The following is a 15,372-nucleotide window of genomic DNA, read 5'->3' on the forward strand; positions in this document are numbered from 1 at the left end:
GCGGGGGCTCCGCGCCTCAAACTCCCCCAGACTTCGTCCGGGGGGACCCCCACGAGGCTGGATTCGCGGAGCTGGATTCCCGCCCCCCGCGCCGCTCAGTCCCGCGCCAGGCCGAAGCGGGAGCGGAAGCCGGGGCGTTCGTCCGCTGCCACCGAGGCCGCGCCGTCCGTCACCGTCTCGTAGACCGCGAGGATGTCCGAGCCGACCGTCGACCAGTCGAAGCGCCGCACATGCGCGCTGCCGCGCATCCGCAGCTCCGCGCGGCGGTCCGGGTCGCCCAGGAGGCGCACCGCCGCAGACGCCAGCGCCTGCGCGTCCTCGTTGGCGAACAGCTCGCCCGCCGCTCCCTGGTCCAGGACCTGGGCGAAGGCGTCCAGGTCGGAGGCGAGCACCGGCGCGCCCGCCGACATCGCCTCGACCAGGATGATGCCGAAGCTCTCGCCGCCCGTGTTCGGCGCGACGTAGACGTCGACGCTGCGCAGCAGCCGGGCCTTGTCCTCGTCGCTGACCATGCCCAGGAACTCGACCTTGGAGCGCATCTCGGCGGGCAGGGAGGCGACCGCCTCCTCCTCGTCGCCGCGCCCGGCGACCAGCAGCCGCACGTCCGGGCAGGCCGCGACGATCTTCGGGAACGCCGCCATCAGCACGGGCAGGCCCTTGCGCGGCTCGTCGATGCGGCCGATGAAGCCGATCGTGTTGCCCTGCCACTCCGCCTTCGGCTCCGCCTTCTCGAAGAAGCCGACGTCGACGCCGTTGGGGATGACGACCGCGTCGCCGCCCAGATGCTCCACGAGCGTGCGCCGCGCGTACTCGCTGACCGCGATCCGCGCGCTGATCTTCTCCAGCGCCGGCTGGAGGATCGGGTACGCCGCGATCATCGCCCGCGAGCGGGGATTGGACGTGTGGAAGGTGGCCACGATCGGCCCCTGCGCCGCCCAGCAGCTCAGCAGCCCCAGCGAAGGCGAGGTCGGCTCATGGATGTGGATCACGTCGAAGGTGCCGTCGTGCAGCCACCGCCGCACCCGCGCCGCCGACAGGAAGCCGAAGTTCAGCCGTGCGACCGAGCCGTTGTACGGGACCGGGACGGCCCGGCCCGCCGAGACGACGTACGGCGGCAGCGGGGTGTCGTCGTCCGCCGGCGCCAGCACGGACACCTGGTGCCCGAGGCGGATCAGATGGTCCGCGAGGTCTCTGATGTGGAATTGGACGCCGCCCGGCACGTCCCAGGAGTAGGGGCAGACGATGCCGATCTTCACGGCCGTCGCTCCTCCAGATCCGCGAGCCACAGTCGCTGCAGCATGTGCCAGTCCTCCGGGTGCTCGGCGATTCCCGTGGCGAAGGCATCGGCCAGCGCCTGTGTCATGGCGGACGTCTTCTCGGCCTTCGTGCCTGTCTCCGGCACCTCGATCGGCGGGTGGATCCGGCCCCGCAGACGCGGCGCCTCCTCGTACCAGAGGGTGACCGGCAGCAGCAGCGCGCCGGTCTGCTGCGCCAGCATCGCCGGCCCCGCGGGCATCCGCGCCGTGTCCCCGAAGTACTTCACCTCGACACCGTTGGCCGACAGGTCGCGGTCGGAGACCAGGCAGACCAGGCCGCCGGAGCGCAGCCGCCGCGCCAGGTTCCCGAACGCCGATCCGCCGGCGTGCGGCAGGACCTCCATGCCGAGGCTCTCGCGGTAGGCCACGAACCGGTCGTACAGCGACTCGGGCTTGAGGCGCTCGGCGACCGTGGTGAAGGGGATCCCCAGGGTGCGGGTGACCCACACCCCCGCGAGGTCCCAGTTCGCCAGGTGCGGCAGCGCCAGCACGACGCCGCGTCCCTGCGCCATGCCCTCGGTCAGATAGTGCGAGTCCTTGATCGCCACGTTGTCCCGGACGCGCTCGGCGCTCCACGTGGGCAGCCGGAAGGACTCCATCCAGTACCGCATGTACGAGCGCATGCCGGCCTTCGACAGCTCGGCGAGGCGCTCGGGGCTCGCGTCGGGCACGACGCGGGCGAGGTTCGACTCGAGCCGCAGCACGCCCTTGCCGCGCCGCTTCCAGGCGGTGTCCGCGATCGTCCGGCCCAGCGCAGCGGCGGCCGGCTCGGGCAGCTTCTTGACGGTGCTCCAGCCCAGCCCGTACAGCGTGTCGGTCAGCCGCTCTCTCACGATGTCGCCTCACTCCCCCGCGCCGTCTCGGCGTCTGCCTCGGCGGACTCCCTGCGCACCGTCACGACCCGCTGTCCCAGCGTCACCGCGCTGCCCACCGCCACGATCCACAGCGCGATCGGCAGCAGCACCTCGACGCCCGGCACCCCGAAGGCGCTCAGTCCGGCGAGACCCGCCGCGACCAGCGAGATCACCAGACGCTCGGCGCGCTCGATCAGACCGTTGACGGCGACCGGCAGGCCAATCGATTCGCCTCGTGCCTTGGTGTACGACACGACCTGGCCGCTCGCGAGACAGAAGATGGACACGGCACACAGCACATTGTCGTTCCCCGTGCCCGCGTACCAGAGCGCGAACCCGCCGAAGATGGCGCCGTCGGCGACCCGGTCCAGCGTCGAGTCCAAGAACGCGCCCCACCGGCTGGAAATCCCGGCCTGCCGCGCCATGTTGCCGTCGACGAGATCCGAGAAGACGAACAGGGTGATGACGATCGTGCCCCAGAAGAACTCTCCCCGGGGGAAGAAGACCAGCGCACCCGCCATCACTCCGGCTGTTCCGATGAGGGTGACCGCGTCGGGGCTCACCCCGCGGCGGAGCAAGAATGCGGCGAACGGTGTGAGAACACGCGTGAAGAATGCACGCGCGTACTTGTTCAGCATGGCCTTCCCGAGGGGTCGGTGGGCCGCGTGGCCCCAACGGCCACCGGCTGGCCCATCGTAGCCACGACCGAGAGGCCGCACCGCCGGGCGCCCGTCCGCCGCCGTCGCGTACGACGTATGGACGCACCGTGACGGGAGTGGAAAGCTCGAAAGACCACCGCGGGCATCGCCGGAGCTGCCCCCGGACGCCGTCCGGAGACCTTCCATGGCTCCCCACGCCCGCGGCTCCCCCTCTCCCTCACCGTGAATCGATCGGGAGGCAAGAATCATGGGCGACAAGGCGAATGCACACCCCGGAGCCGCCGGCAGGGCAGCTACGGCCGACCGGCCCTCATCCGTACGGAACGTGGTGCTGGTCGGCCACAGCGGATCGGGAAAGACCACCCTGGTCGAGGCCCTCGCGCTGACCGCGGGAGCGGTCAACCGGGCCGGACGGGTCGAGGACGGCGGGACCGTCTCCGACTACGACGAGATCGAGCACCGGCAGCAGCGCTCCGTACAGCTCTCCCTGGTGCCCCTCGAATGGGACGGATACAAGATCAACCTCCTCGACACCCCCGGGTACGCGGACTTCGTCGGGGAGCTCAGGGCCGGTCTGCGAGCGGCGGACGCGGCCCTCTTCGTCGTCTCGGCCGCCCAGGAGGCCGACGCGGTGGCGGGCGCCACCCGCATGGTGTGGGAGGAGTGCGCGGCCGTGGGGATGCCGCGCGCCATCGTCGTCACGCACCTGGAGACCGCCCGCACGGACTTCGAGGAGCTCACCCGGGTCTGCGGCGAGATCTTCGGCGGGGACGACCCCGACGCCGTGCTGCCGCTGTATCTGCCGCAGTACGGAGCGCAGAACCCCGACGGGCACGCCCCCGTCACCGGCCTGGTCGGGCTGCTCTCGCAGAAGATCTTCGACTACTCCTCCGGCGAGCGGAAGGACACCCCGCCCGACCCCGCGCAGAGCGCGCTGATCGAGGAGGCCCGCAATCGCCTCATCGAGGGGATTATCGCCGAGAGCGAGGACGAGACCCTGATGGACCGCTATCTCGGCGGCTCCGAGATCGACCTCGCGACGCTCATCGACGACCTCGAGAAGGCCGTCGCCCGCGGCGTCTTCCACCCGGTCCTCGCCGCCGCCCCCGCGGCCGACGGCGCCAAGCAGGGACTGGGCACCGTCGAGCTGCTGGAGCTGATCACCCGCGGCTTCCCCACGCCGCTGGAGCCCGTCTGCCCGGCCGTCACCACGCCCCAGGGCGCGCCCCGCCCCCAGATCAGCTGCGACCCCGAAGGACCGCTGGTCGCCGAGGTGGTCAAGACCGCCTCCGACCCCTACGTCGGGCGGATCTCCCTGGTCCGCGTCTTCTCCGGCACCCTGCGTCCCGACGAGACCGTCCACGTCTCCGGACACGGCCTGGCCGACCGCGGCCACGAGGACCACGACGTCGACGAACGCGTCGGCGCGCTCTCCACGCCCTTCGGCAAGCAGCAGCGGCCCCTCGGCCAGGTCATCGCGGGCGACCTCGCCTGCGTCGCCAAGCTCGCCCGCGCCGAGACCGGGGACACGCTGTCCGCGAAGGACAACCCTCTGCTGATGGAGCCGTGGCAGATGCCCGACCCGCTGCTGCCGCTCGCCATCCAGGCGCACAGCAAGGCGGACGAGGACAAGCTCTCCCAGGGCCTGTCGCGGCTGGTCGCCGAGGACCCCACCATGCGTCTCGAACAGAACCAGGACACCCACCAGGTCGTCCTGTGGTGCCTGGGCGAGGCCCACGCGGACGTGGCCCTGGAGCGGCTGCGCAACCGCTATGGCGTCCAGGTCGACGTCATCCCGTACAAGGTCCCCCTGCGCGAGACCTTCGGCGCGCCGTCGGCGGGCCGCGGACGGCATGTGAAGCAGTCCGGCGGCCACGGCCAGTACGCGATCTGCGAGATCGAGGTGGAGCCGCTGCCGGCCGGCTCCGGCATCGAGTTCGTCGACAAGGTCGTCGGCGGCGCGGTGCCGCGCCAGTTCATCCCGTCCGTCGAGAAGGGCGTACGCGCCCAGGCGGCCCGGGGCGTCGCGGCCGGCCACCCCCTGGTGGACGTGCGCGTGACCCTGCTCGACGGAAAGGCGCACTCCGTCGACTCCTCCGACGCGGCCTTCCAGACGGCCGGCGCGCTCGCCCTGCGCGAGGCGGCGGCCGACGCCCGCATCGACCTGCTGGAGCCGGTCGCCGAGGTGCGGGTGCTGGTCTCGGACGAGTACGTCGGCCCCGTGATGAGCGACCTGTCGGGACGGCGCGGCCGCGTCGTCGGCACCGAGCAGGCCGGCGGGTCGCGCACCCTGGTGCGGGCGGAGGTCCCGGAGATCGAGATCGGGCGGTACGCGATCGATCTGCGGTCCATCTCACACGGCACCGGGCAGTTCAGCCGCTCCTACGCCCGGCACGAGGCGATGCCTCCGCAGCTCGCCGACAAGATGCGCGAACAGGCGGACGGAAGCGCGTAGTTGACAGTGCCGCCCGCCCCGCGCCCCCGCGGCGGGCGGCATTTCGCCGTGGTCTGACGAATCGGCCGCGCCCTCGATACGCTGTGGTGCCCAGCTCAGAAGGTGTGCGGGGCGCGGTAGTTGGGAACAGGCCGCAGTGCGGAAGCATGCGGCGAGGGGGCGGCAGTGGCGAACGGCTTCGATTTCACTCCAGGGGCACAGGTCCCGCTCCTCGGCTCGGCCGGGCAGACGGCCGCGACGCATGCGCTGGCATCGGCCGCGTACCGCGACAGCCCGGTCGACGACATCCTCAAAGCGAACAGCGACTGGCATAAATCAGACGTGAAGAAGGGCAAGTTCTCGCTCTTCGAGCCCAATCTCGGCGAGGCCTTCTCCCGCGCCGTCCAGGTGCGCATGCTCGGCGGCGCCCGCGCCGCGCTCATCCAGTCCTTCGGCACCGAGCCGCAGGCCGTGGTCGAGCACTGCCTGGCGGCCACCCGCATCCGCAAGGAGCGAGACGCCAAGCTGACCGGCGTGATGGCGGTGTTCGGGCTGCTCTTCCTGCCCGGACTGCTGCTGTGGATGGCCGTCTTCCAGCTGCGCCGGACCATAGCGGGCGCGCAGAACAAGGGCGCGGGCGCGCTGGGCACCCTGCTGCTCGTCGCCGTCGGCGGCCTGGCCGTGATCTTCCTGGTGCGGCTGCCGTTCAGCGGGTTCTGGGGCCTGTACATCCGGGGCATGATCGTCGCGCCCGTCGTCGGCTGGCTGCTGGCCAAACGGATCTGCGAGACCACCGCCAAGGACATGCGAGCCCGCTGGGACAGCCTGCTCTCCGGCGGCGGCATCGGCGCCAAGGTCCCCGAGGCCGTGCCCGGAAACCCCGGCGAGACCGCCGCCGAGCAGCTGCGCCAGGGCCTGGAGAAGCTCACCGCCGAGCAGCAGTCCAACTCCGTCTTCTACGCCGGCCCCAAGGGCATACTCGGCATGGGCACCCGCTGGGGCAGCTGGCAGCTCGCCGAGGAGCTCGTCTCCAAGGAGCCCGGCAAGGAGATCAACCAGTTCCGCAGCTGGGACGTCATACGCGCCATCCACGACCGCCTCAAGCTCCTGGAGCGCGGCCCGCTGAACTCCGGCGGCTTCCCGACCCCCTCGGTCAAGCACTGGATCGTCGCGCCCGTCGGGGAGAACGCGGCGGCGGTCACCCGGCCCGAGGGCCAGGACGTGGACACCTTCCAGGTCAAGGGCCACGAGATACAGCGCATCTGCAACCACCAGCAGTTCGGCGGCGGCAACCGGCACTACCTCGGCGTCCAGTTCACCCTCTGGGACGGGCAGTTGGTCATCACCATGATGATCACCGTGACGGTCCTCCACGAGACGCTGCGCATCGAGGTGACGGGCCACGCGCTGGGCCCGGTGCACTCCCTGTTCACCAGCAAGCCCGCGCCCAAGACCGTCACCGTCAGCAAGACCGTCCGCTTCTGGGAGACGGTCGACCGGGTGCTGCCGCTGGTGGAGACCCGCGAGGTGGTGCGGCTCGCCGTGCGCGCGCCCTTCACCTGGTACCCGCCGCTGCTCGACTTCCTCGGCGGGAAGCTGGTCCTGCCCGAGCCCTTCGGGCTGCGGCACGCCTGGGCCGAGAAGCCCTGGCGGCACCGCTTCATGGCGGACGACGCGATGCGGGCGGCCACGCCCGTGCTCCGGGTGGCGCACACCGCCGCGATGAAGGTGCTCGAGGAGAACGGCGTGGACACCGAGCGCTTCGGCAACCGCTCCATGGTCGTCAGCGGCATGGTGCAGGACCCGTCCCCGCGCAACGCCGACTCGTACGACGCGTAGAGGCGTAGCACCGTAGAGCCGTAGACGAGCGAGGGCCGCGCAGACGGCGCGTGACCCGCACGATCCGTGCGGGTCACCGGCCCGCCGCTTAGGGGGCCGCGCTAGTCGACGGGCCAGGCGTCCGCGAGCATCTTGCGGGTGTCCCCGAGCAGCTGCGGCAGCACCTTGGTGTGCCCGACCACCGGCATGAAGTTGGTGTCCCCGCCCCACCGGGGCACCAGGTGCTGGTGCAGATGCGCGGCGATGCCGGCGCCCGCGACCGTCCCCTGGTTCATCCCGATGTTGAAGCCGTGCGCCCCCGAAGCCGTGCGGAGCGCCCGCATCGCGCGCTTGGTGAACAGCGCCAGCTCGGCGGTCTCCGCGTCGTCGAGGTCCGTGTAGTCGGCGACGTGCCGGAAGGGCACGACCATCAGATGCCCGCCGTTGTACGGATAGAGGTTGAGCACCGCGTAGACGTGCGAGCCGCGTGCGATCACCAGTCCGTCCTCGTCGGACTTGGACGGAATGGAGCAGAAGGGACAGCCGTCGTCGGCTCCCGGCCCGGTCGGCTTGTTCTCCCCCTGGATGTACGCCATCCGGTGGGGCGTCCACAGGCGCTGGAACGCGTCCTGCGTCCCCACTCCGATCTGCTGTTCCGGCTCACTCGTCATGCTGTGAAGCATATGGCTTCGCCCGTTCGGACCGTGTCGCCGGGGCGCGGTGCGGGCGCCCCTCGGCCATGCTGACCCGATGGATGAGGCGAGCCCGGCGGTGCGCTGGGAGCGGCGCACGGAGATTCCCCTGTTCATCGTGTCCCTGCTGTTCCTCGCCTCGTACGCGATCCGGGTGCTGGCGCACGATATGTCCGTTCCCTGGCGGGACGTGTGTCTGGCGATGACGTATGCCGCCTGGGCGGTGTTCATCGTGGACTACGTGATCAGGTGGCGGCTGAGCGGGCAGCGGCTCGGCTTTCTGCGCACGCACATGCTGGACACCGTGGTCCTGGTGCTGCCGCTGCTGCGGCCGCTGCGGATGGTCAAGCTCTACGACGCGGTCCAGCGCCGCCACGACCAGCCCAGGCTCTCGCTGTACGCGCGCGTGATCACATACGCGGGGCTGGCCGCGCTGCTGCTCGGCTTCGCCGGGTCCCTCGCGGTCTACCAGCAGGAGCACGCTGCGCCGGGGGCCACGATCCGCACCTTCGGCAACGCGGTGTGGTGGGCCTGCTCGACGCTGAGCACGGTCGGGTACGGCGATGTGGTGCCGGTGACCCCGGGCGGCCGGTTGATCGCGAGCGCGATGATGTTCTGCGGTATGGCGCTGCTGGGGGCGGTCACGGGGTCGTTCTCGTCATGGCTGCTGCAGACGTTCTCCCGGCCGGGAGAGCAGAGGCCCCCGGGAAGCTGATGCCTCCCGGGGGCCGAGTCCGCGTGTGCGGGCGATCAGGCGTCAGACCTGTACGCGGCGCTCCACGACGTCGACGAGCTTGGCCAGGGCCTCCTCGCGCGCGATCCCGTTCTCCTGGGAGCCGTCGCGGTAGCGGAAGGAGACCGTGCCGGCGTTCATGTCGTCGTCGCCGACGATGACCATGAACGGGACCTTCTGCTTCTGCGCGGTCCTGATCTTCTTCTGCATACGGTCGGAGGACGAGTCCACCTCGATGCGCAGGCCCTTCTTCTTCGCCTCGGCGGCGAACTCCTGGAGGTAGTCGATGTGCGCGTCGCCGATCGGGATGCCGACCGCCTGCACGGGGGCCAGCCAGGCCGGGAACGCGCCCGCGTAGTGCTCCAGGAGCACCGCGAAGAACCGCTCGATGGAGCCGAACAGCGCGCGGTGGATCATGACCGGGCGCTGCTTGCTGCCGTCGGGGCCGGTGTACTCCAGGTCGAAGCGCTCGGGCAGGTTGAAGTCGAGCTGCACGGTCGACATCTGCCAGGTGCGGCCGATGGCGTCGCGCGCCTGCACCGAGATCTTCGGGCCGTAGAACGCGGCGCCGCCCGGGTCCGGGACCAGCGGGAGGCCCTGCTTCTCGGCGACCTGCTGGAGGACCGCGGTGGCCTCCTCCCAGATCTCGTCGGAGCCGACGAACTTGACCGGGTCCTTGGTGGACAGCTCCAGGTAGAAGTCGGTCAGACCGTAGTCGCGCAGCAGGTTCAGGACGAAGGTGAGCGTCTTGTCGAGCTCGTCCGCCATCTGCTCCTTGGTGCAGTAGATGTGCGCGTCGTCCTGGGTGAAGCCGCGGGCCCGGGTCAGGCCGTGGACGACGCCCGACTTCTCGTACCGGTACACGGTGCCGAACTCGAACAGGCGCAGCGGCAGCTCACGGTAGGAGCGCCCGCGCGCGTCGAAGATCAGGTTGTGCATCGGGCAGTTCATGGGCTTGAGGTAGTAGTCCACGCCCTCGTCGAGCTGCATGGGCGGGTACATGCCGTCGGCGTACCAGTCCAGGTGGCCCGAGGTCTCGAACAGCTTCCCCTTGGTGGCGTGGGGGGTGTAGACGAACTCGTACCCCTCCTCCTCGTGCCGCTTGCGCGAGTAGTCCTCCATGACCCGGCGGACGACGCCGCCCTTGGGGTGGAAGACGGCGAGGCCGGAGCCGATCTGCTCGGGGACGGAGAAGAGGTCCAGCTCGTTGCCGAGCTTGCGGTGGTCGCGCTTCTCCGCCTCGGCGAGGAACTCCAGGTGCGCCTTCAGCTCTTCCTTGGAGGGCCACGCGGTGCCGTAGATGCGCTGGAGCATCGGGTTCTTCTCGCTGCCGCGCCAGTACGCCGCAGCGTTGCGCATCAGCTTGAACGCCGGGATGTTGCGGGTGGTGGGCAGGTGCGGACCGCGGCAGAGGTCCTTCCAGCACAGGTCGCCGGTCTTGGCGTCGAGGTTGTCGTAGATGGTCAGCTCGCCGCCGCCCACCTCGACGTTCGCTCCGTCGTCAGTCGAGGCCGAGCCCTTGATGCCGATGAGCTCCAGCTTGTACGGCTCGTCCGCGAGCTCCTCGCGCGCGGCCTCGTCGGTGACGACGCGGCGCGAGAAGCGCTGGCCGCGCTTCTGGATCTCCTGCATCTTCTTCTCGACGGCCTTGAGGTCGTCGGGGGTGAAGGGCTTCTCGACGTCGAAGTCGTAGTAGAAGCCGTCCCGCACCGGCGGGCCGATGCCGAGCTTGGCCTCGGGGAAGAGCTCCTGCACGGCCTGCGCCATGACGTGCGCGGTGGAGTGGCGCAGGATGTTCAGGCCGTCCTCGGAGGAGATCTCGACGGGCTCGACCTCCTCGCCGTCCTTGATCTCGTACGCGAGGTCCTTCAGCTCTCCTGCGACGCGGGCGGCGATGACGGTGCGCTCGCCGGCGAAGAGATCGGCGGCCGTAGTGCCCGTCGTCACCACGCGCTCTTCCCGCTCGGAATCGCGTTGGATGATCACACGGACGTCTGACACCGGTCTCTCCTGACTGAAGGGGTACGCGGCGATCCTGATGGCGCGCGCGATACGAATCGTACCGAGGGGAGGGGACGACTCGCGAAACGGTTTGATCCCCCCGCCCGATCCCCCGCTTGATCCCGCCCCTTCGTCCAGCCCCTTCGTCCTGCCCCTTCGTCCCGCCGCTTGATCCCCCGCGCCGCCCCGGACCCCCGGCGGCCCTTCGGCTCCGCGCCCGGGTCCGGCGGAGCCCGGGCGGAGGGCCCCGCGCGGCGGACACCTCTCACTCCTCCTGGAAGGCGTCCTCGAAGAAGTCCAGGTTCTCGTGCAGCGACTTCATCAGCCTGTCCCGCTCCGCGTCGTCCACCTGCACCGGCACCACGCTCGACGCGTCGGTGAGCCTCCTGAACCCCCCGCGCCTCTCCAGCCTGCCCGCCACCCGGATCGGCAGGCCGACCAGGTGGGCATGGCCGGCGGTGCGGTACGCGTCCTCGTCGAGCGCGACGCGGACGTGCGGCACCTCCGCCCCGGCCAGCACCCGCAGCCGTACCGTCCCCCCGCCGCGCGGCCCGGAGCGGCGCATCCGGACCACCGCGCCCGTGATCCGCACGGGCACGGACGGCTCGTCCTGGAGGTAGCGCGCCCCGGCCTCGCGCAGGGCGGGCAGGTCGCCCGGCGAGAACTCCACGGGCTCGCTCCTCGGCGCGCACCCCTCGGGCACCCCGGCGGCCGGCGCCCACTCCAGGGCGATCCGCGCCCCCTCAGAGCCGCGGACCAGTGCGACGACAGACTCGGTGAGCTCCCGGCTGACGCCCGCCTGGACGGCCGCGTCGAAGGCCTCCATGCCGCCGGTGGCCCGTCGGTAGTCGGTGGCCTCGCGGGCCGCGTGCAGCGCCTGGTAGAGCCGGACGGCGACCGGCCGCCCGCTCCGCGCGGGCACGAACGCGGTCAGGGAGCGCCCGCCCTGAGCGGGTCCGACCAGGACGCCGTCCAGCGAGGCCTGGGCCTGTCGCCGGTGGCGCACGCCGTAGTACCCGGCGCGTCCGCGCACCGCGAGCGCCCCGGCGAGCAGCATCTGCCGGGCGGCGGCGCGCAGTTGCTCCTGGGCGGTCCAGGAGCCCGTGCCCGACGGGCCCAAGGGCACATCGCGCCACCAGCGGATCTCGTCGCTGGGCACGGTGAGGCCGACGAGCACGTCGCGGGCGGAGGGCGCGGCGCTGCGGGCCAGGGCGGTCAGCGCCTCGCTCAGCAGATCGTCGCAGTCGGGGAAGGACCTGCTCTCGGGCACGAGCAGGCTGGTGCCGCCGACGGCGGGCCCGGGCGGCGTCCAGCGCGCGTACCGTCCGGCGGCCCCGCCGCGCCGCCGCCAGCCGTGCCGGTCGAGCAGGGCGCCGAGGACGACCGGGTCGATCTGCGCGGGGTCGGGCTCGTCTCCCCCGTACCAGGGCGCCGCCGGCTCGCCGGTCGGGTGGGGAAGGGCGAGCGGGGACGGCGGCTCGTGGGCGAAGTCGTCGAAAGGCCGGTGCATCAGGGTCTCCCTCCAGCCCCGACCCGGGTCATGATCTCGCAGAGCGCCCGGTCGTCGAAGATCCGTGAGGTCGGGATCCGCACGGTGGTCCTGCGCCTGCCCGTCACCGGGTGGCCTGCCAGGTTGGTCCAGTAGCAGCAGTGCCGCAGATCGAGCCGGTCGTGGCCGGCGCGCAGCCACTCGTCCTGAGTCCGGGGGACGAGCATCACGACGAGGATCTTGTGTACGGAGACGGGGGTGCGGGCGAGCTTCACCAGGTGGTCGTTGTCGAGGGTGAAGGAGAACGTCGGCCCCGGGGGGTTGGGCGGGATCTGGTACGTGCACTTGAGCTGCACTTTGACGGTCACCTCGTCGTCGACCGCGTGTCCGGCCGAGCTATGGCTGACGTGCCAGTCGATGCCGTTGTCCGGAAACGGCTGCGAGAGCGAGCAGCCGGCCGCGGCGGCGACCGCGTGGAGGTAGCCCACTTGGAGCGTCTCCATGCAGGCGGTGGTGGCGAGAGCGCCGCGCAGCGGTGCTGTCCGCTGGGGCAGCAGCCCTCCCGATTCGGGCTGCGCGAGCGCCATGGCTCTGTGTGCCTTCCGGGCTGTGCCGAACACTGATCACACGACGGGGCGTCAGTTCTCGTACCCGTCATCTGTGTTGTCACCCGTCGGGGTCTTGCGCAAACGGCGTACCGCACAACCAGCCCGGGTATCAACCGATTCGGGCAGGCGGATCACGCCATCTGCCCAGCACGTGCGAGGAGTTCGGGGATGACGCGCTGGTATGACGGCCCCCTGGCCGCATTTGACACAGAGACCACAGGAATCAACGTCGAGCACGACCGCATCGTCTCCGCCGCGGTCGTCGTGCAGGAGACTGCGGGCGGGCGGGCGCGCGTCCTGCGCTGGCTGATCGATCCGGGGGTGCCGGTGCCGCCGGAGGCGACGGCGGTGCACGGGCTCACCGACGACCACCTCCAGCGCAACGGCCGCTGGCCCGCGCCCGCGATGGAGGAGATAGCCCGCGCCCTGGCGGAGCAGTGCGCCGCGTCCCGCCCGCTCGTGGTGATGAACGCGCCGTTCGATCTGACGATCCTCGACCGCGAACTGCGCCGCCACCGGGCCTCGTCGCTGGGCCGCTATCTGGAGAACGTCCCGCTGTGCGTCCTGGACCCGAGGGTGCTGGACAAGCATCTGGACCGGTACCGCAAGGGCCGGCGCACGCTCGGCGACCTGTGCGCGCAGTACGAGGTCGAGCTGGAGGGCGCGCACGACGCGGCAGCCGACGCGACGGCGGCCATGGAGGTCGTGCGGGCGGTGGGGCGCCGCTTCGCCGCGCGCATGGAGCGGCTGTCGCCGGCCGAGCTGCACACGCTCCAGGCGGTGTGGCACGCGGCCCAGGCACGCGGTCTCCAGGCGTGGTTCGCGCGCAGCGGGACGCCCGAGTTCGTGGACCCGGCGTGGCCGCTGCGGCCCGAACTGCCCGCGGCCGCCTGACGGGTGACCGTCCGGGCCTGTCCAGGGTCGTCCGGGGGCCGCCGGGAGCGTCCGGGTCGTCCGGGGGTGTCCGCGAGCACGAAAAAGCCGGTCCGTCGTCGACGGACCGGCCTCTCCCGGTGGGCGATACTGGGTTCGAACCAGTGACCTCTTCGGTGTGAACGAAGCGCTCTCCCACTGAGCTAATCGCCCGGGAACGCACTGAACCATACAGGCCCGTGCGGGTTTCCTTCAAACCCTGCCGAGGTATGCGGCCAGGCCGCGCCGCCCGCCGCGCATCATCGCCGCGTGGTTGGCTCGGAAGAGGGGGCGGCAGGGCAGCGCGAGCCGCCGCATCAGGGGGTTGCGCACCTCCACCTCCTGTTCGTAGACGGCGCGTGTGCCGGTGTCGTCCGGCCGGGCGGCGAGCGTCCAGCGGGCCCATCCCTCGAGGTCGCCCTCCAATTGGATCTCCAGCACCCGAGCCGCCGGGTCGCGCCGCAGGGCGCGGGCGGTGACCAGCAGTTCGTACGGGAGGAAGGAGCGGAAGCGCGCGGCGCCGCGGTCCTCGCCGAGCGGGGTCACCTCGCGGACCTGCGGCCACCACAGGGGGTACTCCTCGGCCTTCGCCAGCACGTCGTAGACGGCGGCCGGGGCGGCGGGCAGGTCCCAGACGGTGTGGAAGCGGTAGTGGCTCCAGTCCATGGGTCCAAGTCTGCGCCCGCGGGGGCGTACTCACCCGGCGTCTGAGTATCCGAGCCCATGCCCCAGGGGGTGGCGGCGGTCACACTCCGCACTATGGAGAGAGTGCCACCACCGGCCGAGGAACTGGCGATCCTCGACCGCGAGCTGAGCCAGATCGAGGCGCGTCGCGCTCAGTTGCTGGCCCGCAGGGCCTGGCTGCTCGGCGCGCTGCAGTCGCAGACCGCCGGGGCGCCAAGGCCCGCCGGACCGCCCCTCGCGCCGCGGCCCGTCCTCGCGCGGCCCGCCGTGGCGCCGTCCGACGCGACGGCCCCGAATGTGCAGAACGTGCTGCTCGCGCTCGGCGGGGTGCTGCTGACCATCGCGGCCGTGGCCTTCACCTTGGTCAGCTGGGGTCACTTGGGCATCGGCGGCCGCTCCGCGGTGCTCGGCGCGGTGACGGCCCTGACGCTCGCGGCGCCGGTCGCGCTGCTGCGCCGGGGGCTCGTGGCGACGGCGGAGTCGGTGGCGGCGCTGGGTCTGGTGCTGACGGTGCTGGACGCGTACGCGCTGCACCGGGTGGCGCTGCCCGGGACGGACGCTGTGGGCTACGCGGCGCTCGCGTCGGCCGTGCTCGCCGGGATCTGGGCGGCGTACGGGCTGGTGCTGAGCCGGCTGCGCACTCCGCTGCCGGCGGCCGTCGTGACCGCGCAACTGCCGCTCGTCCTGTGGTCGCTGACCGCGGGGGCGGGCGCCCCGCCGATGGAGTGGGCGCTGCTGGCGACGGCCGCGTTCGACGTCGTGGTCGCGGTGTGGGCGAAGCCGGCGCCGGTGCGGGCCCTGGCCGGCACGTGTGCGGCGCTGACGGGCGGGCCGGCCCTGTTGATCGGCGGCTGGCAGTCGGTGACGGCGGACACCGCGCTCGACGCGGTGGAGCCCGCCGTCCTGCTGGCCGCGGCGGCCGGGCTGGCGCTCTTCGCGGCTCTCCGGGTGCCCGTGATCGCGTACGTCGCGTCGGCGACGGCCGGTCTGACGTCGATCGCGGCGGTCGGCGGCGTGCTGCGCGCGGGGACGCCGGAGGCGTGGGCGGTGCTGGGGTATCCGCTGTGCGCGGTGGCTCTGCTGCCGGTCCTGCGGGCGGGTCTGCCGCAGCCGACGACACGCGGCCTCGCGGGCGCGGCGGCCGCGGTGCACGCCGCGTCGGCGCTGTGGGC

The 15,372-nt window shown here is 71.8% G+C and carries 12 protein-coding genes, 1 tRNA gene and 1 pseudogene; 5 read left to right on the forward strand and 9 right to left on the reverse strand.

Features of this window, described 5'->3' with window-relative positions; genetic code table 11:
* Positions 1–95: 95 nt before the first annotated feature.
* The 3 genes from AB0M39_RS34915 to pgsA are packed head-to-tail and all read right to left on the reverse strand — an operon-like array spanning position 96 to position 2,808.
* Positions 96–1,256: a glycosyltransferase family 4 protein gene (locus tag AB0M39_RS34915; protein ID WP_365371022.1), complete on the reverse strand. Its 1,161-nt coding sequence runs from the start codon at positions 1,254–1,256 to the stop codon at positions 96–98.
* Positions 1,253–2,152 (reverse strand): phosphatidylinositol mannoside acyltransferase, encoded by a 900-nt coding sequence (locus tag AB0M39_RS34920; RefSeq protein WP_365371046.1) that lies wholly within the window; start codon positions 2,150–2,152, stop codon positions 1,253–1,255. The genes AB0M39_RS34915 and AB0M39_RS34920 overlap by 4 nt, the downstream gene beginning before the upstream one ends.
* Positions 2,146–2,808, reverse strand: a complete 663-nt coding sequence (gene pgsA / locus AB0M39_RS34925; RefSeq protein ID WP_365371024.1) for a phosphatidylinositol phosphate synthase — start codon at positions 2,806–2,808, stop codon at positions 2,146–2,148. Before pgsA ends, AB0M39_RS34920 begins: the two co-directional genes overlap by 7 nt.
* Before the next feature lie 268 nt (positions 2,809–3,076).
* On the opposite strand from pgsA, the gene AB0M39_RS34930 reads away from it, so the two are divergent.
* Together AB0M39_RS34930 and AB0M39_RS34935 are read left to right on the forward strand one after the other, a co-directional pair.
* A complete protein-coding gene (locus AB0M39_RS34930; protein WP_365371026.1) occupies positions 3,077–5,284 on the forward strand; it encodes an elongation factor G-like protein EF-G2 in 2,208 nt (735 codons plus the stop codon).
* 165 nt (positions 5,285–5,449) lie between these two features.
* Positions 5,450–7,102, forward strand: coding sequence for a hypothetical protein (locus AB0M39_RS34935; protein WP_365371028.1), 1,653 nt, complete (start codon positions 5,450–5,452; stop codon positions 7,100–7,102).
* Between the two features lie 101 nt (positions 7,103–7,203).
* Here the strand turns inward: AB0M39_RS34935 and AB0M39_RS34940 are convergent, their stop codons facing one another.
* A complete protein-coding gene (locus AB0M39_RS34940; RefSeq protein ID WP_365371030.1) occupies positions 7,204–7,764 on the reverse strand; it encodes an HIT domain-containing protein in 561 nt (186 codons plus the stop codon).
* Between the two features lie 67 nt (positions 7,765–7,831).
* Here AB0M39_RS34940 and AB0M39_RS34945 point away from each other — a divergent pair, with 67 nt between their 5' ends.
* Positions 7,832–8,488: an ion channel gene (locus AB0M39_RS34945; RefSeq protein WP_365371032.1), complete on the forward strand. Its 657-nt coding sequence runs from the start codon at positions 7,832–7,834 to the stop codon at positions 8,486–8,488.
* A gap of 42 nt (positions 8,489–8,530) precedes the next feature.
* Here AB0M39_RS34945 and thrS read toward each other — a convergent pair whose 3' ends face one another.
* The 3 genes from thrS to AB0M39_RS34960 all read right to left on the reverse strand — a co-directional run bounded on the left by thrS (position 8,531) and on the right by AB0M39_RS34960 (position 12,583).
* Positions 8,531–10,507, reverse strand: coding sequence for a threonine--tRNA ligase (thrS, locus tag AB0M39_RS34950; RefSeq protein ID WP_365371034.1), 1,977 nt, complete (start codon positions 10,505–10,507; stop codon positions 8,531–8,533).
* Positions 10,508–10,772: 265 nt separating this feature from the next.
* On the reverse strand, positions 10,773–12,017 hold the full coding sequence (locus AB0M39_RS34955) for a hypothetical protein (protein WP_365371036.1): 1,245 nt from the start codon (positions 12,015–12,017) through the stop codon (positions 10,773–10,775).
* A complete protein-coding gene (locus AB0M39_RS34960; protein WP_365371038.1) occupies positions 12,017–12,583 on the reverse strand; it encodes a DUF4365 domain-containing protein in 567 nt (188 codons plus the stop codon). Before AB0M39_RS34960 ends, AB0M39_RS34955 begins: the two co-directional genes overlap by 1 nt.
* Positions 12,584–12,772: 189 nt before the next feature.
* On the opposite strand from AB0M39_RS34960, the gene AB0M39_RS34965 reads away from it, so the two are divergent.
* Positions 12,773–13,498, forward strand: a complete 726-nt coding sequence (locus AB0M39_RS34965; RefSeq protein WP_365371040.1) for a 3'-5' exonuclease — start codon at positions 12,773–12,775, stop codon at positions 13,496–13,498.
* Positions 13,499–13,618: 120 nt separating this feature from the next.
* Here the strand turns inward: AB0M39_RS34965 and AB0M39_RS34970 are convergent.
* Positions 13,619–13,690: transfer RNA gene (locus tag AB0M39_RS34970), tRNA-Val, on the reverse strand.
* Positions 13,691–13,729: 39 nt separating this feature from the next.
* Positions 13,730–14,182 (reverse strand): SRPBCC family protein, encoded by a 453-nt coding sequence (locus AB0M39_RS34975; protein WP_365371042.1) that lies wholly within the window; start codon positions 14,180–14,182, stop codon positions 13,730–13,732.
* 93 nt (positions 14,183–14,275) lie between these two features.
* Here AB0M39_RS34975 and AB0M39_RS34980 point away from each other — a divergent pair.
* Positions 14,276–15,372, forward strand: a pseudogene (locus AB0M39_RS34980) (hypothetical protein); the annotation flags it as partial.

The organism is Streptomyces sp. NPDC051907 (assembly GCF_040681075.1).
Lineage (GTDB): Bacteria > Actinomycetota > Actinomycetes > Streptomycetales > Streptomycetaceae > Streptomyces.

Bases quoted from the DNA above. Each gene is read 5' to 3' on its own strand.
- AB0M39_RS34930 (WP_365371026.1), top strand. From the start codon at position 3,077: ATGGGCGACAAGGCGAATGCACACCCCGGAGCCGCCGGCAGGGCAGCT.
- pgsA (WP_365371024.1), bottom strand. From the start codon at position 2,808: ATGCTGAACAAGTACGCGCGTGCATTCTTCACGCGTGTTCTCACACCG.
- AB0M39_RS34960 (WP_365371038.1), bottom strand. From the start codon at position 12,583: ATGGCGCTCGCGCAGCCCGAATCGGGAGGGCTGCTGCCCCAGCGGACA.
- AB0M39_RS34965 (WP_365371040.1), top strand. From the start codon at position 12,773: ATGACGCGCTGGTATGACGGCCCCCTGGCCGCATTTGACACAGAGACC.
- AB0M39_RS34945 (WP_365371032.1), top strand. From the start codon at position 7,832: ATGGATGAGGCGAGCCCGGCGGTGCGCTGGGAGCGGCGCACGGAGATT.
- AB0M39_RS34955 (WP_365371036.1), bottom strand. From the start codon at position 12,017: ATGCACCGGCCTTTCGACGACTTCGCCCACGAGCCGCCGTCCCCGCTC.
- AB0M39_RS34975 (WP_365371042.1), bottom strand. From the start codon at position 14,182: ATGGACTGGAGCCACTACCGCTTCCACACCGTCTGGGACCTGCCCGCC.
- AB0M39_RS34940 (WP_365371030.1), bottom strand. From the start codon at position 7,764: ATGCTTCACAGCATGACGAGTGAGCCGGAACAGCAGATCGGAGTGGGG.